Below are 22,302 nucleotides of genomic sequence, written 5' to 3' on the forward strand. Positions count from 1 at the left end.
GGCGGAACCGGCGGTCCGGGCCCCAACGGCGCCGGGAGCGGCGGGGGCAGCCCGGGCGCCGGCAATCCCGGCAACGGTTGGACCGGCACAACGGGCGGAACGGGCGGCACCGGCGGTCGAGGCGGTGCCGGCGGCGCGGGCGACCCAGGGAACTCGTGATGACGGTGTCATTTGTATCGATAGCGCCGGAGGCCGTGTCGGCAGCGGTGCGGGACTTGGCCGCGGTGGGGTCGGCGATCAATGCGGCCAACGCGACCGCGGCAGCGTCAACGACAGCGCTGGCGGCAGCGGACGGCGACGAAGTTTCGGCGGCTATCGCGAAACTGTTCGGCAACTACGGCCAGCAGTATCAGGCGGTAAGCGCAACCCCGACCGCCGTCCAGGAGGGCTGACCGCGCCTAGAATCGGCGTCCGTGAGCTTGGAGGACCGGGATGCGTTGCAGGTCCTGCGCAACGCCTTCGCCGGCAGCGAGCTCGTGCACCGCTTCTACACGCACTGGTTCGCGCTCGACGTCTCGGTGCGCGACCTGTTCCCGCCCGAACTGGACGCCCAGCGAGCGGCCTTCGCCCAGGCGATGCGCTGGGTCTACGGCGAGCTGGTCGAGCAGCGCGCCGCGGAGCCCGTCGCCTTTCTCGCCCAGCTGGGCCGGGATCATCGCAAATACGGTGTGCAGCCGGGCCATTACGACACGTTGCACCGCGCCCTCTACGCGACGCTGCGCACCCGGCTGGGTGACGCGTGGACGCCCGCCGTCGACGCCGCCGCCACACAGTCGCTCAACCTGATCACCGGCCTGATGCGGGGCGCCGCCGACGCCGAGCAGGGGCCCGCCTGGTGGGACGGCACGGTGATCGAGCACCACCGCGTCTCGCGTGACCTCGCGGTGGTGCGGCTGCACCTGGACCGGCCGCTGCACTACCACCCCGGCCAGTACGTCAACGTCCACGTCCCGCAGTGCCCGCGCCGCTGGCGCTACCTCAGCCCGGCGATCCCGGCGGACCCGGACGGCGGGATAGAGTTCCACGTCCGCCGGGTCCCCGGCGGACTGGTGAGCGCCGCCGTCGTCGACGAGACGCGCCCCGGCGACCGGTGGCGCCTGTCCAGCCCGCACGGCAGCCTCCGCGTCGACCGCGGCGGCGGCGACGTGCTGATGGTCGCCGGCAGCACCGGCCTGGCGCCGCTGCGGGCGCTGATCATGGACCTGAGCCGCTACGCCGAAAACCCGCGGGTGCACCTGTTCTACGGCGCCCGCTACCGCTGCGAGCTTCACGACCTGCCCACCCTGTGGCAGGTGGCGTCGCACAACCCGTGGCTCTCGGTGTCGCCGGTCTCGGAATACGCCCGCGACCCCGCGTGGGCCGCCGACTACCCCGACGTCACCCCGCCGCGCGGCCTGCACGTGCACCAGACCGGGCGGCTGCCCGAGGTGGTGACCAAGTACGGCGGCTGGGGCGACCGGCAGATCCTGATCTGCGGCGGCCCAGCCATGGTCTGCGCCACCAAGGCCGCCCTGATCGCCAAAGGTGCACCGCCCGAACACATTCAGCACGACCCCCTGTGGAGGTAGGCAATGGACGTCGTCACGCTGACCGACCCGGCGTCGGAGGTGGCCGCGCAATTCGTCCCGACCGCGGGCATGATCGGCACCTCGCTCACCGACGCCGGCGCGCAGCTGCTCGGGCAACGCCGCGGGCTGGACGCCTACCGCACGGCGGGCAAGACGATGGGCATCCCGATCCTCTACCCGTGGGCGAATCGGCTGGGCGCCAACACGTATACCGCGCAGGGCGTGACGGTGGAGCTGACGCCGGGCCGCAACGGGGTCCGCGCGGACCCCAACGGGCTGCCGATTCACGGCGTGCTGGCCGCCTACCCGGGCTGGCGGGTGACGGCGGAGTCGGGCAACGAGCTGACCGCCGAGCTGGACTTCGGGGCCGACCCGCAACTGCTGGCCAGTTTCCCCTATTCGCACCTGCTGACGGTGGCCGTGCGACTGGCGGAGCGGGCGTTGACCATTCGCACCACGATCACCGCGACGGGCGAACACGCCGTGCCGCTGTGCTTCGGGTTTCACCCGTACCTACAACTCCCCGGCCTGCCGCGCCGTGAGTGGGTGATCGAGACGCCGCCCCTGCGGCATCTGGGGCTCGACGAGCGCGGCCTGCCCACCGGCGAGTCGCAAGCCCAGGAACCCATGCGGGAAGCCTTGGGCGACAAGGCTTTCGATGACGCCTACGACGGGGTCGACGAGGGCGCGGTGTTCGCCGTGTCCGGCGGCGGCCGGCGCCTCGAGGTCCACTTCGATCGCGGGTATCCCGCCACGCAGATCTTCGCTCCGCCCGGCGAGGACCTGGTGTGCTTCGAGCCGATGACCGCGCCCACCGACGCGTTGCGCCGGGGCGGCTACCGGTGCGCGCCGCCGGGCGAGCCGGCGATCACCCAATTCTCGATCCGCGTGTGATCGCCTAGCGCGCGCGGCGCGGCTGCCACACGACGAGCGCGGTGCTCTTGGGCACCACCGCGAGGTCGCGGCGCTGGGCGGCCCGCACCTGCGCCAACTCCTCGGTCAGCTCCTTGACCCGCGACTGCAGCGCCTCGACCTGATTGGTCAGCTCGATGATGCGCTTGATGCCGGCCAGGTTGACGCCCTCGTCCTGGGACAGCCTCTGCACCTCGCGCAGCAGGTCGACGTCGTGCTCCGAATAGCGCCGTCCCCCACCGGAAGTGCGGCGCGGGCTGACCAGGCCGAGGCGGTCATAGGTGCGCAGGGTCTGCGCGTGCATGCCGGCCAGTTCCGCCGCCACCGAAATCAGGAAGGTGCGGGACTCTTCCCGGTCCGAGTCTCTGCGGTTCCCTGCCATCAGCGATTACCCGCCCATCCCGCTCGCGGATCGAAACCACTGGCCCGCTCGGCGGCCGCGTAGGCCTCCAGGGCCTCCTGCGCGGCGCCCTCCACGTTGGGCGGCACCGCCACCTTCACGGTGACCAGCAGGTCCCCGCTGCCCCCGCTGCGCTTGGGCACGCCGCGGCCGCGGACCCGCAGGATGCGGCCGTCGGCGGTGCCCTTGGGCACCCGGACCCCGACCTTGCCGTCCAGCGTCGGCACCGAAAGCGTTGTGCCCAAAGCCAATTCGGTGAAGCTGACCGGAACGGTCACCGTCAGGTCGTCACCGTCGCGGCCGAAGACCTTGTCGGGCCGGACGTGCACCGTCACGTACAGGTCGCCGGACGGGGCACCGCGCAGGCCGGCTTCGCCCTGACCGGGCAGCCGGATGCGCTGCCCGTCCTCGACGCCGGGCGGAATGCGCACGTTGATGGTGCGCGTGCGGGTGGTCACGCCGGTGCCCTTGCACTCGTCGCAGGGGTGCTCGATGATCGAGCCGCTGCCCCGGCAGTCGGTGCACGGTTCGGAGAAGCCGAACGCACCCTGATTGCGGTTGATCACGCCGGAACCGTTGCAGCTCGGGCACACCTTCGGGCTGGTGCCCGGACGCGCGCCACTACCGTGACAGTTGGTGCACGGCGCCGGGCTGGTCAGCCGCAGCGGCATCGCGACACCCTTGGCGGCCTCGACGAAGTCCAGCTGTGTCTCGGTCTCCAGGTCGTTGCCGCGCCGCGGCCGGCTGGGACGGGTCCCGGCGCCCCGGCCGAACAGGCCGCCGAACAGGTCGCCGATGTTGGCCCCGCCGCTTCGCCCGGCGGCGTCGAACAGGTCGTTCAGGTTGAACTCGGCACCGTCACCGCCGAACCCGCCGAAGCCGCCACCGCCGTCGAACCGGCGGCCGCCACCGAAGCGGCCGCCGGCGAACAGCCGACGCGTCTCGTCGTACTCCTTGCGCTTGGCCGGGTCCGACAACACGTTGTGCGCCTCGGACACGGCCTTGAACCGTTCGCCCGCGGCGGGGTTGTCGGGGTTGGCGTCGGGGTGCAGGTCGCGCGCCAGCTTGCGGTAGGCGCGCTTGATCTCCTCCGGGCTGGCGTCGGAGGAGACGCCCAGCTCCTTATAGAAGTCCTTTTCGACCCATTCACGCTGGGCCATGTCGCGTCACCCCCTCTCACCTTTCTGTTGTCATGTTGTGCTGATTGTGTGGTCTAGTCACCTGGGCTGCCGGCTTTATCGTCCGATTCGCCCCGTTTCGTGTCGGCCGCGGTGGCCGCGCCGGCGTCACCAACCGTGTCGACGACGGCGACCAGCGCGTGGCGCAGCACCTGCTCGCCGAGCTTGTAGCCCTGCCGCATGACCGTGCCGATCACCGGCCGCGACCCTTCGCCACCATCGCCCTCGTGCTGGACGGCCTCGTGCAGTACCGGGTCGAAGTCCTCGCCCTCGGCGCCGAACGACGTGAGGCCGAGGCCGGTCACGACGCTCATCAGCTTGTCCGCCACCGCCTTCAGCGGGCTGGAGTCGAGGTCGCCGTGCCGGCGCGCGCGATCGAGATCGTCGAGCACGCCCAGCAATTCGTTGACGACCGCGGCCTTGGCCCGGTCCGCCGCCGCCTGCTGGTCGCGCAGCGCCCGCTTGCGGTAGTTGGCGAAGTCGGCCTGGACCCGCTGCAGGTCGGCGGTCAGCTCGGCGACCTTGGTGCCCGCCTCTGCGCCCGCCTCGCTGGGCTTGCCGGCCGGCGGGCCCCCCTCCGGCTGAGCGCCGGAAGGGGCCTGCCGAACCTCGCCCGTCTGGGGGTCGATGCGCCGCTTATCGGTGACAGTTACCTGTTCCTGATTCGCTTCGCTCACTTGGACTCCCGGTCGTCGTCGACCACCTCCGCGTCCACGACGTCGTCGGCCGAGCCGGACGGCCCGCCGTCGGCGCCGCCGGCGTGGGCACCCTCGGCCTGGGTGGCCTCGTAGATGGCCTGGCCGAGCGCCTGGGACTCCTGGCCCAGCTTCTCCATCGCGGACTTGATCGCGGTGATGTCGGTGCCGCCCAGGGCCGACTTGGCCTCTGCGATCGCGGCATCCACCTTGTTCAGCGTGTCCTCGGGAACCTTGGATCCACCTTCGGCCCCGCGCTGTTCGGCGACGAACTTCTCCGTCTGGTAGACCAGCGTCTCGGCCTGGTTGCGGACGTCGGCCTCCTCGCGGCGCTTGCGGTCCTCCTCGGCGTGCGCCTCGGCGTCCTTGATCATCCGGTCGATCTCGTCCTTGGACAGGCCCGAGCCTTCCTGGATCTTGATCGTGTTCTCCTTGCCGGTGCCCTTGTCCTTCGCGGTGACGTGCACGATGCCGTTGGCGTCGATGTCGAAGGTGACCTCGATCTGCGGGACGCCGCGCGGCGCCGGCGGGATGCCGGTCAGCTCGAACGACCCCAGCAGCTTGTTGTGCGCCGCGATCTCGCGCTCACCCTGGTAGACCTGGATCTGCACGGACGGCTGGTTGTCGTCGGCGGTGGTGAAGGTCTCCGACCGCTTGGTGGGGATCGTGGTGTTGCGCTCGATCAGCTTGGTCATCACGCCACCCTTGGTCTCGATGCCCAGGCTCAGCGGCGTGACGTCAAGCAGCAGAACGTCTTTCACCTCGCCCTTGAGGACACCGGCCTGCAGCGCGGCACCCACGGCCACGACCTCGTCCGGGTTCACGCCCTTGTTGGGCTCCTTGCCTCCGGTGAGCTCCTTGACCAGGTCGGTCACCGCGGGCATGCGGGTGGAACCACCCACCAGCACCACGTGGTCGATGTCGGATACCGAGATGCCGGTGTCGGCGATCACCGACTGGAACGGCTTGCGGGTGCGGTCCAGCAGGTCTTGGGTGATGCGCTGGAACTCCGCGCGGGTCAGCTGCTCGTCGAGGAACAGCGGGTTCTTGTCGGCGTCGACGGTGATGTACGGCAGGTTGATCGAGGTGCTCTGCGAGCTGGACAGCTCGATCTTCGCCTTCTCGGCCGCCTCACGCAGCCGCTGCATCGCCATCTTGTCCTTGGTCAGGTCGATGCCGCTGGTGCCCTTGAACTTGTCCACCAGCCAGTCGACGATCCGCTGGTCCCAGTCGTCGCCGCCGAGGTGGTTGTCACCGCTGGTGGCACGGACCTCGACCACGCCCTCGCCGATCTCCAGCAGGGAGACGTCGAAGGTGCCGCCGCCGAGGTCGAAGACCAGGATGGTCTGTTCCTTCTCGCCCTTGTCCAGGCCGTAGGCCAGCGCGGCGGCGGTCGGCTCGTTGACGATCCGCAGTACGTTGAGGCCGGCGATCTGGCCGGCGTCCTTGGTGGCCTGACGCTGGGAGTCGTTGAAGTAGGCGGGGACGGTGATCACCGCGTCGGTGATGTCCTCACCGAGGTACGCCTCGGCGTCCCGCTTCAGCTTCATCAGCACGCGGGCGCTGATCTCCGGGGCGGTGTAGTTCTTGCCGTCGATCTCGATCGACCAGTCGCTGCCCATGTGCCGCTTGACCGAGCGGATGGTGCGGTCGACGTTGGTCACCGCCTGGTTCTTGGCGGGCTGCCCCACCAGCACCTCGCCGTTGCGCGCGAACGCGACGATCGAAGGCGTGGTCCTGGAGCCCTCGGAGTTTGCGACGACGACGGGGTCGCCACCTTCCAGAACTGCGACGACGGAGTTGGTGGTCCCGAGGTCGATGCCGACCGCACGAGCCATAGTGATTCCTCCTGAGTAGTAGAGCTTGGGTACTGCACTATGCTGAGTGAACCCCGCTCAAGACTGCTCCGGCCGAGCCGTGGTGTCAACCCCAGCCTTGAGCCTAGTTCACTCAACTTGTTGATCATGCTAACGGCGGGCGGCCGCGTCTTGTTCCCGGGGGGGCCGCGCGCCCCGGGGTCAGGGCACGCTCGGCGCGCCGCGATCCGGAATCATCTGCTCGATCAGGGAGAACACGGCTCGCGCGGCCGCGCTGGGCGGGCGGACCGCGGACATCGCGACGTAGAGGCGCCAGCAGAGGTCCTGGTCGGCGATCCGGACGGTCGCCAGGCCGTCGTCCCCGATCTCGTCGAGAATGAATCGGCTCAGGAAGCCGATCCCGATACCGTTGCGGATGTGGGTCGCCGTCGTGCCGATGTCGGCGATCTCGAGCGCGATCGTGCGTGCCACCCCGGCCGCGGCGAAGGCCCGATCCACCACGGCCCGGTTGCCGTAGCCGGGGGGCCCGTCGACGAATGTCATCCCGGCCAGCTCGGAAATCCGCACCGTCTCCCGCGCGGCGAGCGGATGGTGGGCGGGCACGACCAGCAGCAGCGGGTAGGCGGCGACGAGCCGCGTGTGCAGATCGGCCGGCGACCCCTCCGGGAACACGACGAACGCGACGTCGAGGTCGCCGGCGCGGAGTTGCCGCACCAGCCCCGCCGACCCGGCACGGGCGGAGCGGAGCTGGACCAACACCCCCGGATGCCGGGCGTAAAGCTCGGCCAGCAGCGTGGGCAGGTCGATGATGTTGATCGAGGTGAGCGTCCCGAGCGTGACGGTGCCGCGGACGGCGCCACGGGCGGCCGCCACGGCGTCCACGGCCGCGCGGGCGGCGTCGAGGGTCGTGCGGGCGCGGGGCGCGAGCTCGCGTCCCGCGGCGGTCAGCGTCACACCGGCCGGACCCCGGACGAACAGTTGCGCGCCGAGCTCGCGTTCGAGAGCCTTGATCGTCGAGGAGACCCCGGACTGCACCACGTGCAGCTTCTCGGCGGCGCGGGTGAAGCTGTGGTTGTCCGCGACGGCGAGGAAATACTCCAGTTGACGAAGCTCCACGTGGTCATTATCACCCTCGGTGATAGCCCCCATCAGAAACCGGTATTGGCACCGATAACGCTGGTCAACGTACGGTTCGCTTGGAGTTACCCCTCCGGTTGATCAACCACGGTCCTCCCACCCCCCCTCACTGTGCTGGACGGTGCCTATGGCTTACCCTTTGCCGACCTTGACCAGGATCCGGACGCGTTGGTCGTCGGCGTCCACCGACGACCAGTTCGTCGTTCAGAACCCCGCGACGGGCCAGACGGTCACCGTCGTCCAGGGCGCCGGCGCCGAGGAGGTGGACCAGGCGGTGCGCGCGGCCCACTCGGCCCACCTGCGCTGGAAGCGGCGCGCGGCGAGCGAACGCGGACGGTACCTGCGCGAGGTGGCCGAGGTGATCCGCGCCAACGCCGACGAGATAGCCCAACTCGAGTCCCTGGAGATGGGCAAGCCGTTCACCCAGGCGCGCAACGTCGACGTCGAGGCCGCGATCAACATCTTCGAGCACTTCGCCGGCGCGGTGGAGGCGCTGCCCGGCCTGGCCCGCGACGACGCCGGTGAGCAAGGGCCCGTCTTCGACGTGACCACGCTGGAGCCATACGGGGTGGTCGCCTGCCTCGTGCCGTTCACCTGGCCCCCGATCCACACCGCGGCGAAGATCGCGCCGGCGCTGGCCGTCGGAAACGCCGTGGTGCTCAAACCGCCGGAGCAGACGCCCTCGGTGGTGCTGCGCATGGTCGAACTGATGCAGTCCGTGTTGCCGGACCGCGTGGTGCACGCGGTGCCGGGCAGGGGCGAGGTGAGCAGCGTGCTGGCCGGGCACCGGCTGGTGGGCAAGGTCTCCTTCACCGGCTCACCGCGGACCGGGGCCGCCGTGTTGCGAACCGCTGCGCCCAACCTCACACCCACCCTGCTCGAGCTGGGCGGGAAGAACCCGCTGCTGGTCTTCGACGACGCCGATCAGCACGAGGCCCTGCTGGCCGCCGTCGACGGCGGATTCTTCAGCCACGGTGAGATCCGCGCCGCCTCATCGCGAATCCTGGTGCAGCACAACATCGTTGAGGAATTCGCCGACAAGCTGTGCGCCGCGGTGCGCCGGTTGCGAGTCGGCGACGGCGCGGACCCGGAAACCGACGTCGGGCCGCTGGTCACCCGCCCGCAGCAGAAGCAGGTCCTCGACTACCTGAGCATCGGCGTGTCCGAGGGCGCGCGCATCGCCGCGCAGGCGCCGCTGCCCGACGACCCCCGACTGGCGGACGGCTTCTTCGTCTCCCCGACCGTGCTGACCGACGTGACCCCCCGCATGCGGGTGGCCCGCGAGGAGATCCTCGGTCCGGTCGTCGCCCTGATCCCGTTCGCCGACGAGGACGAGGCCGTGCGCATCGCCAACGGCACGCGCTTCGGGCTGGCGGCGGCGGTGTTCACCGAGGACAGCGACCGCGCGCTGCGGGTCAGCCGGCGGATGCGCGCGGGCACCGTGTTCGTCAACCGCGGGGTGGGCGTGTGCGGCTTCGTCTGCAACAACACCCAGCAGACACTCGCGGAATACGGGTACACCAAGACGATCCGGCTCGCCGACAACCGCGAGCGGGGGCCGCTCTGGACCGCCGCCGCCCGAGTGCTCGAGGGGTAGACACGACCGCATGCGCACGATCGCCCTCGAAGAGCATTTCGTCACCGCGGAATTCCTGAACGGTCCGGGTGGCTGGCTGAAATCCCGGGACGGCATCGTCGGGCCGATCAGCGACCTCGGCGAGGGTCGGATCGCGGCGATGGACGACGCGGGCGTCGACCTGGCGGTTCTGTCGCTGGCGGCGCCGGGAGTCGAACAGCTGGACCCGCCGGACGCCGTCCCCCTGGCCCGCGTCTGCAACGACGAGCTCGCCGCCGCGATCGCGCGTCACCCCGACCGGCTGGCGGGGTTCGCCGCCCTGCCCATCAGCGCACCGGAGCGGGCGGTCAAGGAGCTCGAGCGCACGGTGCGCGACCTCGGCTTCCTCGGGGTGGTGATCAACGGCCACAGCCAAGGTCGCTACCTCGACGACCCGTTCTTCGACCCGGTGCTGGAGCGCGCCGCCGCGCTGCACGCCCCGATCTACCTGCACCCCACCATCCCGCCGGCCGGCGTGATCGAGTCAAGCTACGCGGGCTTCGCCGACCGGGTCACGTTCGCGCTGGCCACCGTGGGCTGGGGGTGGCACATCAACACCGGCACCCACGTGCTGCGCATGATCCTCGGCGGCGTGTTCGACCGTTACCCGTCGCTGCAGGTGATCATCGGGCACATGGGCGAGGCGACACCGTTCATGCTCCCCAGGTTCGACGCCACGCTGACGCCGCAGCTGACCGGCCTGAAGCGCCCGGTCAGCTCCTACCTGCGGGAGAACTTCACCTACACGTTCGCGAATTTCAACGACGAAGCGACCTACGCGAACCTGGTCGCCCAGGTCGGCGTCGACCGGGTGGCCTTCTCGGCCGACTATCCCTTCGGATCCATGCGTGCGGCGCGCGCCTTCCTGGACAACCTGCCGCTCAGCTGCGACGACCGGGCCCGCATCAGCCACCGCAACGCCGAACGGGTGCTGGGGATTTAACTCCGGCCGGTTTTGGCCAGCGTGCGCCGCGTCCATGGTTTAGCCTGAGGTTTCCCGGAGCCACCACAGCAGGAGCTCGATGTCATCCCCAGACAGCGCCCGGCTCACGCGTGAAGACGCCGGCTACCACAAGGGCCTCAAGAACCGGCAGATCCAGATGATCGGCCTCGGCGGGGCCATCGGAACGGGTCTCTTCCTCGGCGCCGGCGGGCGCCTCGCGTCGGCGGGGCCCGGGCTGTTCCTGGTCTACGCGGTGTGCGGCGTGTTCGTGTTCCTGATCCTGCGCGCGCTGGGCGAGCTGGTGCTGCACCGCCCGTCGTCGGGCTCCTTCGTGTCCTATGCCCGCGAGTTCTTCGGCGAGAAGGTCGCTTTCGTGGCGGGCTGGATGTACTGCCTGAACTGGGCGATGACCGGCATCGTGGACACCACGGCGATCGCGCACTACTGCCACTACTGGAACACGTTCCAGGCCGTCCCGCAGTGGACGCTCGCGTTGGTCGCGCTGGTCGTCGTGCTGGCGATGAACCTGATCTCGGTCAAACTGTTCGGCGAGCTCGAGTTCTGGGCTTCGCTGATCAAGGTGCTGGCGCTGGTGACGTTCCTGGTGGTCGGCGCGGTAATCGTGATCGGGCGGTTCAAGGTCGACGGCCGGGACACCGGCGCGGGGCTCTGGGAGAGCCACGGCGGCCTGCTCCCGGCCGGGCTGCTGCCCCTGGTGCTGGTCACCTCGGGGGTGGTGTTCGCCTACGCCGCCGTCGAACTGGTCGGCATCGCGGCCGGCGAAACGGAGAACCCCGAGAAGATCATGCCGCGCGTGATCAACTCGGTGGTGCTGCGCATCGCTCTCTTCTACATCGGCTCGACGGTCCTGCTGGCGCTCCTGCTGCCCTACACCGCGTACCGGGACCACGTGAGCCCGTTCGTGACGTTCTTCTCCAAGCTGGGGTTCGGTGCGGCGGGCAGCCTGATGAACGTCGTGGTCCTCACCGCCGCGCTGTCGAGCCTGAACGCCGGGCTGTATTCCACCGGCCGCATCCTGCGATCGATGGCGCTCAACGGCAGCGGCCCGAAGTTCACCGCCCCGATGTCCAAGAACGGCGTGCCGTACGGCGGGATCCTGCTCACCAGCGCCATCGGCCTGTTCGGCATCGTGCTCAACGCCGTCAAACCGAGCCAGGCGTTCGAGATCGTGCTGCACCTCGCCGCCGTCGGCGTGGTGGTGGCCTGGGCGACGATCGTGGCCAGCCAGCTGGCGCTGCACCGGCTGGCCCGGGCCGGACGGGTGCAACGGCCGAGCTTCCGGATGCCGCTGGCCCCCTACAGCGGCTATCTCACGCTGGTGTTCCTGGCCAGCGTCATCGTCCTGATGCTGTTCGACAAGGTGCAGGGCCCGTGGCTGATGGGCGCGCTGATCTTCGGCACCGTCGCGCTCACCGGCGGCTGGTTCCTGGTCCGCCACCGGGTGCGGGCCGCGGCGCAGGACCCTTCGGTGGCGGCCTCGCCCCTCACCGACCCGCCGGTGGCGGCCTAACCTTCGGGCGCGCCCGCGGGGAAATCGATGTCGCGGCCGTCGGCGAGGTCCGCGCAGTCCACGCGCTCGACGTCGGCGCGGCCGCGCAGGTAGGCGCCGGCACCCTGGTCCCCGGACAGCCAGGCCAGCACCGCCGGCCAGTGGGCTCGGGCCAAGACCACCGGATGGCCCGGCCGGTCGCCGAAATACGCCCGCGCCAACCCGGCGCCGGAGCGCGCCGCGCGGTCCAGGACGCGCGCGACCACGGCGGGGCCGACGTCGGGGGTGTCGATGACGTGCAGCACCGCGTAGTCCGCGCGCATGCGGTCGGCCCCGGCCAGCCCCGCGCGCACCGAGGCGCTCAGCCCGTCCTCCCAGTCCGGCGCCACGACGGCGGTCACCCGGGGCGGCGGCACGATCTGGGCGGCGCCCAGGACGACGACGACGTCCGCGCAGCCCCCGCCGCGCAGCGCGCCGACGGCGGTGTCCAGCCACCCGTCGACCAGGACCTTCGGCTTGCCGTACCGCCGTCCGGCGCCGGCGGCCAGCAGCACCCCGACGTGGCGGGGCTCCGGGTTCCTCGACGCGTCGCTCGACTGCGATAACGGCACTCTCCTATGATGACATTGAGCTTCTCACGTTGCGACGACATGGAGCGCGATGACCCAGGACCTCCGCGGCGCCGCCCCGCCCCGCTATGCCGGGACCCGTGTCCAGCGCGTCGAGGACGGCCGGTTGCTGACCGGCCGCGGCAGCTTCGTCGATGACATATCGCGGCCCGGCATGCTGCACGCGTGCTTCGTCCGCAGCCCGTTCGCACGCGCGGCGATCAACGCCATCGACGCGTCGGCGGCGCTCGCGCTGCCCGGCGTGTACGCGGTGTTCACCGCCGCCGACCTGAACCCGGACGTGCGCGAGGCCTGGCACGCCGTCGCGGGCAAGGACGTCCCGGACACCCCGCGGCCGCCGCTGGCCGAGGGCGAGGCGAAGTTCGTCGGCGACCCGGTGGCGCTGATCGTCGCCGAGAGCCGCTACGTCGCCGAGGATGCGCTCGAACTCGTCGACGTCGACTACGAACCGCTGCCCGCGGTCAGCGACTTCACCCGGGCCCGGTCGTCGGAGGTGCTCGTGCACGACGGTTACCCCGGCAACGTGGCGGGCGGGCTGGGTGGGGCGCCGCCGGACGAGGCACTGTTCGCCTCGGCGCCCTGCGTCGTGGAGGAGCACATCCACCAGCAGAGCTACGCGCCGGTGCCGATCGAGACGCGCGGGCTGGTCGTGGAATGGACCGCCGCGACCGGCGAACTCACGCTGTGGGCGTCCACGCAGACGCCCCACGAGCTGCGCGCGTTCTGCGCGCGGCTGTTGGGCATTGCGGCGCAACGAGTTCGGGTCATCATGCGCGACACCGGCGGCGGTTTCGGCCAGAAGGTGGTCCCGATGCGCGAGGACATGTGCATCATGCTGGCCGCCCGCAAGGTGCCGGCCGCGCTCAAGTGGATCGAGGACCGGCGCGAGAACCTGATGTCGGCCGGTCAGGCCCGGCACGTCGACGGCACCGCGCGGATGGCGTTCGACGCCGACGGCGCCATCCTCGCCGCCGACATCGACTTCATCCAGGACGTGGGCGCTTATCCGACGCCGTACCCTGTGCTGACCACGGCCGCCATCGGCATGTTCTTCCCGGGGCCCTATCGGGTGCCCAAGGCCAGCTTTAAGTACCAAGCGGTGTTCTCCAACACCAGCGGCCTGGCGGCCTACCGCGGCCCCTGGCAGTACGAATCGCTCGCGCGGGAGGTGGTGCTCGACATCGCCGCCCGCAGGCTCGGAAGCGACCCGGTCGAGTTGCGGCGGCGCAACCTGCTGCGCCGCGACGAGATGCCGTACGTCAACCCCAACGGGATGCCGTACGACCACGTCGCCCCGATCGAGACGTTCGAGCAGGCCGTGAAACTCCTTGATGCCGAAGGCTTTCGGAAGGAGCAGCGCGATGCGCTCGCCCACGGCCGCTACCTCGGCCTCGGGTTCGCGGCCTACGTCGAGCCGACCGGCGCGGCCACCGGCCACCTGGCCACCGAGGGCTGCACGATCCGGATGGAGCCGACCGGCAAGATCAACGTCTACGTCAACGGCGGCTCGAGCGGGAACAGCTTGGAAACCACCGTCATTCAGCTCACGGCCGACGCGCTGGGCGCCGACATCGACGACGTGGCGACCATCCAGGGCGACACGGCGGTCACCCCGTACGGCGCCGGCACCCAGGGCAGCCGCAGCGGGCCGATGACGGCCGGGGCCGTCGGTGAGGCCGGCGCCATCCTGCGCGAGAAGCTCGTCGCGCTGGCCGCGCACCGCCTCGAGGTCGCCGAATCCGAGGTGGAGCTGGCGTATTCCGTGGCCGCGGTGCGCGGCGACCCGTCGCGGCGGGTGTCCTTCGGCGAGCTGGCCTATTTCGCCTACTACTCGCCGCAGCTGCTGCCGCCGGGCGCGTCGGCCAATCTGGAGGCGACCGCGCGGTTCAGCTCCCCCAACCCGATTCACTGGGCGAACGCGACGCACGCGTGCACGTGCGAGGTGGACGTGGCGACGGGCAAGGTGACGCTGCTGCGCTACATCGTCAGCGAGGACGTCGGGCCGATGATCAACCCGACGATCGTCGAGGGCCAGATCGCCGGGGGAACCGTGCAGGGCATCGGCGGTGCCCTGATGGAGGACATGGTCTACGACGACGACGGCAACCCGCTCGCCACCACGTTCGTCGACTACCTGCTGCCGACGGCCACCGAGGTCCCGCCCATCGAGTTCGGCCACGTCGAAATCCCCGGCCCCGGCCCCGGCGGCTACAAGGGCGCCGGCGAGGGCGGGGCCATCGGCTCCACGCCCGCCGTCATCAACGCGGTCAACGACGCGCTCGCGCCGCTGGGCGTGGCGGTCACCCGGCTGCCGGCCAGCCCCGCGTCCATCGCCGCGCTGCTGAACGGGGTGAACCGGTGAAGCCCGCCGCCTTCGACTACCACCGACCCGACACCGTCGAGGACGCGGTGCGGCTGCTGGCCGAACTGAGCGACTCGGGAGACGGGGCGAAGATCCTGGCCGGCGGACAGAGCCTGGTGCCGATGCTGGCCATGCGGCTGGCCTACTTCGACCACCTCATCGACGTCTCCCGACTGGGCGAGTTGCGCGGCATCGACCGCAGGGGCGGCGAACTGTGGATCGGCGCGGGCACCACCGAGGCGACCGTCGGCTCTGACGACCAAGTGCGGCAAGCGGTTCCGCTACTGGCCCGGGTCACGCCGTTCGTCGGGCACTTCCAGATCCGCAACCGCGGCACCCTCGGCGGGTCGATCGCGCACGCCGACGCCGCGGGCGAATACCCCGCCGTCGCGCTGGCGCTGGACGCGGTGATGGAGGTGGTCTCACCGGGCGGGCGGCGCGAGATCGCGGCCGCGGACTTCTTCGCCGGGCTGTGGGAGACGACGATGGCTCCCGACGAGGTGCTGACCGGGGTGCGGTTTCCCGTATGGGAGGGTCGATCCGGGTTCGCGGTCCGGGAATTCTCGCGCCGCCACGGCGATTTCGCGATCGCGGGGGCACTGGTGGCGGTGCAGCTCGACGATCGCGACCGCGTATCCCGCTGCGCGATCGGCTTGTTGGGTCTGGGCGCCACGCCCCGGCGCGCGACGGCGGCCGAGGCGGCGGTGATCGGCAGGCCGGCCGACGAGCTGAGCGCCGAGGAGATCGGGCGGGCCGCGATGACCGGGCTCGACGACATACCGGTCGACCTGCAGGGGTCTGCGTCCTACCGGACGCGGGTGGGCGCCGCGATGGCCGCGCGCGCCTGGACCGAGGCCATCGACGAAGCGGGGAGCGCCAGTGCCTGAGCTGCCGATTGGGTTGTCGGTCAACGGGGTTGCCGTCACACGCAGCGTCGAGCCACGGATGACGCTGGCGGACTTCCTGCGGGACGAGTGCGGCCTCACCGGCACCCATCTGGGGTGCGAGCATGGCGCCTGCGGGGCCTGCACGGTGCTGCTGGACGGCGACGCGGTGCGGTCGTGCCTGCTGTTCGCCGTGCAGGCGGACGGCCTCGAGGTGACGACGGTGGAGGGCATCGCGTCCCCGGACGGGACGCTCTCGCCCGTGCAGTCCGCGCTGCGCGAGTGTCATGGCCTCCAATGCGGGTTCTGCACGCCGGGTTTCGTCACGTCGCTGATCGCCCTGCTGCGCGACAACCCCGATCCGACCGACGACGAGATCCGCGAGGGCCTGTCCGGCAACTTCTGCCGGTGCACGGGCTACCAGGGCATCGTTGCGGCGGCGCGCCGGGCGGCCGAACTGATGCGCGAATCGGTCACGCCGCGGTAAAGCTTCGCCATCGACGAGCATTCGCAGGCGCGTCACTGCAGCCACTTTCGGCGCCCGCTGTTTAATCTGATCCCGGTATTGGACCGAGCTGGGAGTTGCGCGTGCTGTTGCCTCGGAAGGTGCGGTGGGGGCTGGCCGGCGGATCCTTGCTGCTCGTCCCCGTGTTCGTCAGCCCCGCCCTGATCGACGGCTGCGCCTCGATCATCGAGGGCAAGCCCGTCGCCGCTCCGGGTGCCGGGCCGGTCGAACCCACCTTCCCCACCCCCAGGCCGACCACGCCGACGCCCGCGCCGACGGCACCGGGCACCACCGTGGCCCCGCCGCCGGCGCCGGGCGGCCCGACCCCACCGGCCGGCGCCATCCCGCTGGCGCCCGACCAGAACGGTTACGTCTTCATCGAGACGAAGTCCGGGCAGACCCGCTGCCAGATCAACAAGGACACCGTGGGGTGCGAGGCGCCGTTCACCAACTCCCCGCTGCAGGACGGCGAGCACGCCAACGGCGTCAGCATCAGTTCCGCCGGCAACGTGCAATGGGTGCTGGGCAACCTTGGCGCCATCCCGACCGTCACCATCGACTACCAGACCTACAACGCGCAGGGCTGGACGATCGTCGCCACCGCCGACGGCACCCGATTCACCAACGATCGCACCAAGCACGGCATGTTCGTCAGCCTCGACAAGGTCAACACCTTCTGATATCGACCCGACTGCGGGGCGTCGTCCGCATGTGGCTTCGAAGTTCTGCTCTGCATGACCCCGTCGATGTTGACCGTGGGGTCGACGGCGGGGATAACCGGCGGCCGGCGTTTGACGGTCCTGACCGCTGGCTCGGGAGCCTGGCCGGCGATGTCAGTACCATCGGTGCCGTGCCACGCAACGGCCCACCCGACGACTTTCACAACCAGGCGACCCAGTTCGGCGACTACGGCAAGGGCGAGCCCCCGCCGGCGGCCGAGCCCTCGCCCACCCCGGCGGCGTCGCCCGAGGGCGAGTGGCCGCAGTTCGCGGACCCGCTGGACGAGGCCGAGCCCAACCCCTGGTACCGCAAGCCGGCGGCGCTGATCGCCTGGATCGTGGCCGTGCTGGTCCTCATCGGCCTGATCGTGTTCGGCGTCCTCGAGCTGCTGCACGGCGAGCAGGGCACCAGCCACACACCCTCGACCACCACCAGCACGACGTCGACGTCCACCACGACAACCACCACCACGACCGCGACCACCGCGCCGACGACCACCGAGCCCTCCACCAGCAACGCGTCGGAGCCGCCCGCCCAGCAGCCCACCCAGCAGCAGCCGCGTCAGCCGACCCATCGGCACCATCTGCCGCAGCTACCGTCGGTGATCACGATCCCGGAGGTCCCGACCGTGATCACCCTGCCGCCAGGCCTGAACTGACGGGCCGAGCCGCTAAGGTGAGGGCCGCCGGGCCATCGCCAGCCGGACAACTGATACAGGGGTGCGCTATATGAGCGAGTCGCTCGGGCTGTCCATCGGCGTGACCCGCCTGGTCGCGGCCCGCTCCGGCAGCGCCCCGGTCACCCGCAGCCCCGTCGTGACGCTGTTCGAGAACCGGCCCACCGAGGTGGGCCTGCCCGAGGAGAACCCGAACCTCACCGGGCAGGGGCTGGTGCTGCGGGGATTCGTCGAGCGGGTGGGCGACCGCACCCCGCTGGTGGCCGCCGACGGGACGAAATACCTCGGCGAGGTCCTGACGGTGGAAGCGATCGAGGCCATGGCCCGCGCCGTCGGTTACGGCACGCCGGTGACGATCGCCATCCCGGCGTATTGGTCGGAGACCCAGGCGACCGCGCTACGCGAGGAGTTCTTCGCCCAGCCGGATCTGGCGCGCGCCGGCGTGCCCCCGGTCTTGGTCCCGGACGCCACGGCGGCGCTGGCGGCGCTGCGCGCCCAGCCGGGATTCCCGACGAGCGGCGTCGTCGCCCTGTGCGATTTCGGCGCCAGCGGGACCAGCGTCACGCTGTTCGATGCGGGCTCCGGCTACCAGCAGATCGGTCCCTCGGTGCGCAACACCGACTTCTCCGGCGACGCGCTCGATCAGCTCGTCCTCGAGCAGGCGACCGCGCCCGCGGCCACCGCCGACATCGCGAGCACCGCGCGGATCGGCTCGCAGAGCCGGCTGCTCGGCGAGTGCCGACGCGCCAAGGAACACCTGTCTTCCGCCACCACGGCGACGGTGGCGGCCGGGTCGGGGGAAATCGTCACGCTGTCGCGCGCCGACTTCGAGCAACTCGTCGCCGAACCGCTGGACCGGTTCGCCGGCGCCGTCGAAGAAGTGTTGCGGCGCAACGGGATAGCCGGCACGGGGCTGGCCGCCGTGGCGACGGTCGGCGGTGGCGCCGCCATTCCGCTGATCGGCAGGCGGCTCGCCGAACGCTTCGGGGTCCCGATCCACACCGCGCCCCAGCCCGCGTTCAGCGCGGCGGTCGGCGCGGCCGTGCTCGGCGACCAGCAGCAGTCGGCCGGCGCGCCCACCGCCGCGGCTGCCGCCGTCGAGACGCCGACCCAGATGGTCCGCACCGCCCGGGCCGCCGACGCCGATCCCGTGCTGGCCTGGTCGGAAGACGACGACGACACCGGCGAACCGGTGCCCTACACCGGCCCGGACATGACCGGCCAGTACGACCGGGAGGCACCCAAGGCCGCCGACGTCTCCACCGGCGCCGACGCCGACCGCTACCCCGCCGAACCGGGCGGGCTGCCCTGGTACAAGCGCACCGCGCTGGTCCTCAGCGTGGCGGGCGCCGCCGCGGCAGTGCTGGTCGCCGTGGTGCTGGCACTGACGCTGGGCCGCGACAAACCCGGCCCCGCCGGCACCACAGCGCCCAACGCACCGGCGCCGCCGCAGACCGTCACCATCACCGGGCCGAACGACAGCACCACGGTGACGGTGGTCCCCGCGCCGCCGCCCCCGTCGACGCAGCCCACCGAAACCACGTCGGCCGCGCCGCCACCGAGCACCACGACGAACACGACGACGAACCCACCCACGACGACGACCGCGGCGCCGCCGACCACCACCAGCCAACAACCCACGACGACGCAACCCACCACCACGGCCGCGCCGACCACGGCGCGCGACCGGCCTCTGCCCCCGCGGTTCGACTCGCCCTTCCGGCGCTAGCGCGGGCGTAGTTAGGGCAGCCTTTCTCGCGGCTCGGGCCGCGAAGATGTAACTATGAGCAGGGCTAATCAGCACAAAGCAGGCTGAATGACACTACGCATTGGGGAGATTTTCTGTGACCACGCAGATGCTCATCAGACTGACCGTGGGCATGGGCATGACGTTGCTCGTGGTGGCGCTTGCCGCACGACGGGTCCTGTTCCTGTTCCAACTGGTCACGGCCGGCAAACCGGCACCGGGGCACACTGACGACCCCGGCCGGCGGGTCTGGACCGAGATCACGGAGGTCTTCGGGCAGCGGCGCCTGCTGAAGTGGTCGATCCCCGGCCTGGCCCACTTCTTCACGATGTGGGGCTTCTTCATCCTGCTCACGGTGTACATCGAGGCCTACGGGCTGCTGTTCCAGGACAACTTCCACATCCCGATCATCGGCCGGTGGGACGCGCTGGGCTTCCTGCAGGACTTCTTCGCGACGGCCGTCTTCCTGGGCATCACCACGTTCGCGATCATCCGCCTGACGCGCAGCCCGCGTGAGATCGGCCGGTCGTCGCGGTTCTACGGTTCGCACACCGGCGGCGCCTGGCTGGTGCTGTTCATGATCTTCAACGTCATCTGGACCTACGTGCTGGTCCGCGGGTCGGCCGTCAACAACGGCACCCTGCCCTACGGCAAGGGCGCGTTCCTGTCCCAGCTGTTCGGTGTGATCCTGCGCCCGCTCGGGCAGCCCGCCAACGAGATCATCGAGACGACGGCCCTGCTGCTGCACATCGCGGTCATGTTGGCGTTCCTCATCATCGTGCTGCACTCCAAGCACCTGCACATCTTCACGGCGCCGATCAACGTCATCTTCAAGCGGCTGCCCGACGCCCTGGGCCCGCTGCTGCCGCTCGAATACGAGGGCAAGCCGATCGACTTCGAAAACCCGCCCGACGACGCCCAATTCGGCCGCGGCAAGATCGAGGACTTCAGCTGGAAGGGGATGCTCGACTTCGCCACCTGCACCGAGTGCGGGCGCTGCCAGTCGCAGTGCCCCGCCTGGAACACCGGCAAGCCGCTGTCGCCGAAGCTCGTCATCATGGACCTCCGCGACCACTGGATGGCCAAGGCTCCCTACATCCTGGGCAAGAAGGAGACGCCCACCGAGAACACGCCGGAGGGCGGGCTCGGCGAGGACGTGGCCGGCGAAAAGCACGAAGAGGCGCACCACGTTCCGGAGTCCGGCTTCGGCCGGGTCATGGGGTCCGGACCCGAGCAGGCCACCCGCCCGCTGGTCGGCACCGCCGAGCAGGGCGGCGTCATCGACCCCGACGTGCTGTGGTCCTGCGTGACGTGCGGCGCGTGCGTCGAGCAGTGCCCGGTGGACATCGAGCACATCGACCACATCGTGGACATGCGCCGCTACCAGGTGATGATGGAGTCCGAGTTCCCCACGGAACTGTCGGTGCTGTTCAAGAACCTGGAGACCAAGGCCAACCCGTGGGGCCAGAACGCCGCCGACCGCACCAACTGGATCGACGAGGTCGACTTCGACGTTCCCGTCTACGGCGAGGACGTCGACAGCTTCGACGGCTTCGAATACCTCTTCTGGGTGGGCTGCGCCGGGGCCTACGACGACAAGGCCAAGAAGACCACCAAGGCCGTCGCCGAGCTGCTGGCCATCGCCGGGGTGAAGTACCTGGTGCTGGGCGCCGGGGAGACCTGCAACGGCGACTCCGCGCGCCGCTCCGGCAACGAGTTCCTGTTCCAGCAGCTGGCCGCCCAGGCCGTCGAGACCCTGGACGGCGTCTTCGAGGGCACCGAGACCGTCGACCGCAAGATCGTCGTCACCTGCCCGCACTGCTTCAACACGCTGGGCCGCGAATACCGGCAGCTGGGCGCGAACTACTCCGTGCTGCACCACACCCAGCTGCTGAACCGGCTGATCCGCGACAACAAGCTGGTGCCGGTCACCCCGGTTTCGCAGGACATCACCTACCACGACCCGTGCTACCTGGGCCGCCACAACAAGGTGTATGAGGCACCGCGAGAGCTGATCGGCGCCGCCGGGGCCACCCTGACCGAGATGCCACGCCACGCCGAGCGCAGCTTCTGCTGCGGCGCCGGCGGCGCCCGGATGTGGATGGAAGAGCACATCGGCAAGCGCATCAACCACGAGCGCGTCGACGAGGCGCTGGCCACCGGGGCCGCCACGATCGCGACGGGCTGCCCGTTCTGCCGGGTGATGGTCACCGACGGCGTCAACGACCGGCAGGAAGAAGCCGGCCGCAGCGGCGTCGAGGTGCTCGACGTGGCCCAGGTGCTGCTCGGGTCGCTCGAGTACGACAAGGCGACGCTGCCGGAGAAGGGCACGGCCGCCAAGGAGGCCGAGAAGCGGGCACCGAAGGCGGAACCGAAGGCCGCCGTCGCGGCGCCCAGCGCACCGGCCGAGGCGCCCGCGGAGGCGGAAGCGCCGAAGGCGGAAGCGCCCGCCGCGCCGGTGAAGGGCCTGGGCATCGCCGGGGGCGCCAAGCGGCCCGGCGCCAAGAAGTCCCCTGCCCCCGCCGCCAAGGCGACCGAGGCGCCGGCCGAACCGGCCGCGGAGGCCAGGAGCGAGGCACCCGCCGAGGCCAAGGCGCCGGCCGCGCCGGTGAAGGGCCTGGGCATCGCGGGCGGCGCCAAGCGACCCGGCGCCAAGAAGGCCGCCCCGAAGGCTGCGGCACCCGCCGCCAAGGCGAGCGAGGCACCGGCCGAGGCGGAAGCGCCCAAGGCCGAAGCTCCGGCCGCCCCCGCGGCTCCGGCTGCTCCCGTGAAGGGCCTGGGCATCGCCGCGGGCGCCAAGCGCCCCGGCGCCAAGAAGGCCGCCCCCGCGAAGGCCGAGCCGCCGAAGGCCGAGGCGCCCAAGGCCGAGCCGGCGCCCGAAGCCGGAACCGACGGCGACGGCGAGGCCTCCGCGTCGGCGGCACCCACACCGCCGGTGAAGGGGCTGGGCATCGCGCGCGGCGCCCGTCCGCCGGGCAAGCGTTGATCACAGATTGACCTCCGG

18 protein-coding genes and 1 pseudogene are annotated in these 22,302 nt (G+C 70.8%); 13 read left to right on the plus strand and 6 right to left on the minus strand.

Features of this window, described 5'->3' with window-relative positions:
* Nucleotides 1-164 precede the first annotated feature (164 nt).
* From G6N56_RS20205 to G6N56_RS20215, 3 genes and pseudogenes are all read left to right on the plus strand, one after another.
* Nucleotides 165-386 (plus strand): annotated as a pseudogene (locus G6N56_RS20205) (PE family protein); the annotation flags it as partial.
* A gap of 27 nt (nt 387-413) precedes the next feature.
* Complete coding sequence (locus tag G6N56_RS20210) at nt 414-1,568, plus strand: FAD-binding oxidoreductase (RefSeq protein ID WP_085254538.1); 1,155 nt, start codon at nt 414-416, stop codon at nt 1,566-1,568.
* 3 nt (nt 1,569-1,571) lie between these two features.
* Nucleotides 1,572-2,462, plus strand: a complete 891-nt coding sequence (locus G6N56_RS20215; RefSeq protein ID WP_085254539.1) for an aldose 1-epimerase — start codon at nt 1,572-1,574, stop codon at nt 2,460-2,462.
* Between the two features lie 4 nt (nt 2,463-2,466).
* Here G6N56_RS20215 and G6N56_RS20220 read toward each other — a convergent pair whose 3' ends face one another.
* The 5 genes from G6N56_RS20220 to G6N56_RS20240 all read right to left on the minus strand — a co-directional run bounded on the left by G6N56_RS20220 (nt 2,467) and on the right by G6N56_RS20240 (nt 7,686).
* A complete protein-coding gene (locus G6N56_RS20220; protein WP_085254540.1) occupies nt 2,467-2,862 on the minus strand; it encodes a heat shock protein transcriptional repressor HspR in 396 nt (131 codons plus the stop codon).
* Nucleotides 2,862-4,040, minus strand: a complete 1,179-nt coding sequence (gene dnaJ / locus G6N56_RS20225; protein WP_085254541.1) for a molecular chaperone DnaJ — start codon at nt 4,038-4,040, stop codon at nt 2,862-2,864. Before dnaJ ends, G6N56_RS20220 begins: the two co-directional genes overlap by 1 nt.
* A 53-nt stretch (nt 4,041-4,093) precedes the next feature.
* Nucleotides 4,094-4,735 (minus strand): nucleotide exchange factor GrpE, encoded by a 642-nt coding sequence (grpE, locus tag G6N56_RS20230; RefSeq protein ID WP_085254542.1) that lies wholly within the window; start codon nt 4,733-4,735, stop codon nt 4,094-4,096.
* The gene (dnaK, locus tag G6N56_RS20235; protein WP_085254543.1) at nt 4,732-6,591 is read right to left on the minus strand and encodes a molecular chaperone DnaK; all 1,860 of its coding nucleotides are present in this window, start codon (nt 6,589-6,591) and stop codon (nt 4,732-4,734) included. The genes grpE and dnaK overlap by 4 nt, the downstream gene beginning before the upstream one ends.
* 180 nt (nt 6,592-6,771) lie before the next feature.
* A complete protein-coding gene (locus G6N56_RS20240; RefSeq protein WP_085254557.1) occupies nt 6,772-7,686 on the minus strand; it encodes a LysR family transcriptional regulator in 915 nt (304 codons plus the stop codon).
* A gap of 169 nt (nt 7,687-7,855) precedes the next feature.
* On the opposite strand from G6N56_RS20240, the gene G6N56_RS20245 reads away from it, so the two are divergent.
* From G6N56_RS20245 to G6N56_RS20255, 3 genes are all read left to right on the plus strand, one after another.
* Nucleotides 7,856-9,304 carry an aldehyde dehydrogenase family protein gene (locus G6N56_RS20245; protein WP_232069102.1) on the plus strand — a complete coding sequence of 483 codons (1,449 nt, stop codon included), beginning with the start codon at nt 7,856-7,858 and terminating at the stop codon, nt 9,302-9,304.
* Between the two features lie 10 nt (nt 9,305-9,314).
* Entirely contained in the window at nt 9,315-10,265 is a 951-nt protein-coding gene (locus tag G6N56_RS20250) for an amidohydrolase family protein (RefSeq protein WP_085254545.1), read from the plus strand.
* Nucleotides 10,266-10,344: 79 nt separating this feature from the next.
* Nucleotides 10,345-11,796, plus strand: a complete 1,452-nt coding sequence (locus tag G6N56_RS20255; RefSeq protein WP_085254546.1) for an amino acid permease — start codon at nt 10,345-10,347, stop codon at nt 11,794-11,796.
* Here the strand turns inward: G6N56_RS20255 and G6N56_RS20260 are convergent.
* Complete coding sequence (locus tag G6N56_RS20260; protein ID WP_085254547.1) at nt 11,793-12,386, minus strand: nucleotidyltransferase family protein; 594 nt, start codon at nt 12,384-12,386, stop codon at nt 11,793-11,795. The genes G6N56_RS20255 and G6N56_RS20260 overlap by 4 nt on opposite strands.
* 49 nt (nt 12,387-12,435) lie before the next feature.
* On the opposite strand from G6N56_RS20260, the gene G6N56_RS20265 reads away from it, so the two are divergent.
* The 7 genes from G6N56_RS20265 to G6N56_RS20295 all read left to right on the plus strand — a co-directional run bounded on the left by G6N56_RS20265 (nt 12,436) and on the right by G6N56_RS20295 (nt 22,284).
* Nucleotides 12,436-14,766 carry a xanthine dehydrogenase family protein molybdopterin-binding subunit gene (locus G6N56_RS20265; protein WP_085254548.1) on the plus strand — a complete coding sequence of 777 codons (2,331 nt, stop codon included), beginning with the start codon at nt 12,436-12,438 and terminating at the stop codon, nt 14,764-14,766.
* Nucleotides 14,763-15,653: an FAD binding domain-containing protein gene (locus tag G6N56_RS20270; RefSeq protein ID WP_085254549.1), complete on the plus strand. Its 891-nt coding sequence runs from the start codon at nt 14,763-14,765 to the stop codon at nt 15,651-15,653. Before G6N56_RS20265 ends, G6N56_RS20270 begins: the two co-directional genes overlap by 4 nt.
* Nucleotides 15,646-16,137, plus strand: a complete 492-nt coding sequence (locus G6N56_RS20275; RefSeq protein WP_085254550.1) for a (2Fe-2S)-binding protein — start codon at nt 15,646-15,648, stop codon at nt 16,135-16,137. The genes G6N56_RS20270 and G6N56_RS20275 overlap by 8 nt, the downstream gene beginning before the upstream one ends.
* A 101-nt stretch (nt 16,138-16,238) precedes the next feature.
* Nucleotides 16,239-16,835, plus strand: a complete 597-nt coding sequence (locus tag G6N56_RS20280) for a hypothetical protein (protein ID WP_163645150.1) — start codon at nt 16,239-16,241, stop codon at nt 16,833-16,835.
* Between the two features lie 170 nt (nt 16,836-17,005).
* Nucleotides 17,006-17,533 (plus strand): hypothetical protein, encoded by a 528-nt coding sequence (locus tag G6N56_RS28480; protein WP_169717516.1) that lies wholly within the window; start codon nt 17,006-17,008, stop codon nt 17,531-17,533.
* Nucleotides 17,534-17,603: 70 nt separating this feature from the next.
* The gene (locus tag G6N56_RS20290; protein WP_085254551.1) at nt 17,604-19,280 is read left to right on the plus strand and encodes an Hsp70 family protein; all 1,677 of its coding nucleotides are present in this window, start codon (nt 17,604-17,606) and stop codon (nt 19,278-19,280) included.
* Between the two features lie 115 nt (nt 19,281-19,395).
* Nucleotides 19,396-22,284, plus strand: coding sequence for a (Fe-S)-binding protein (locus tag G6N56_RS20295; RefSeq protein ID WP_085254552.1), 2,889 nt, complete (start codon nt 19,396-19,398; stop codon nt 22,282-22,284).
* The last annotated feature ends 18 nt before the right edge of the window (nt 22,285-22,302 follow it).

This window comes from Mycobacterium saskatchewanense (assembly GCF_010729105.1).
GTDB lineage: Bacteria > Actinomycetota > Actinomycetes > Mycobacteriales > Mycobacteriaceae > Mycobacterium > Mycobacterium saskatchewanense.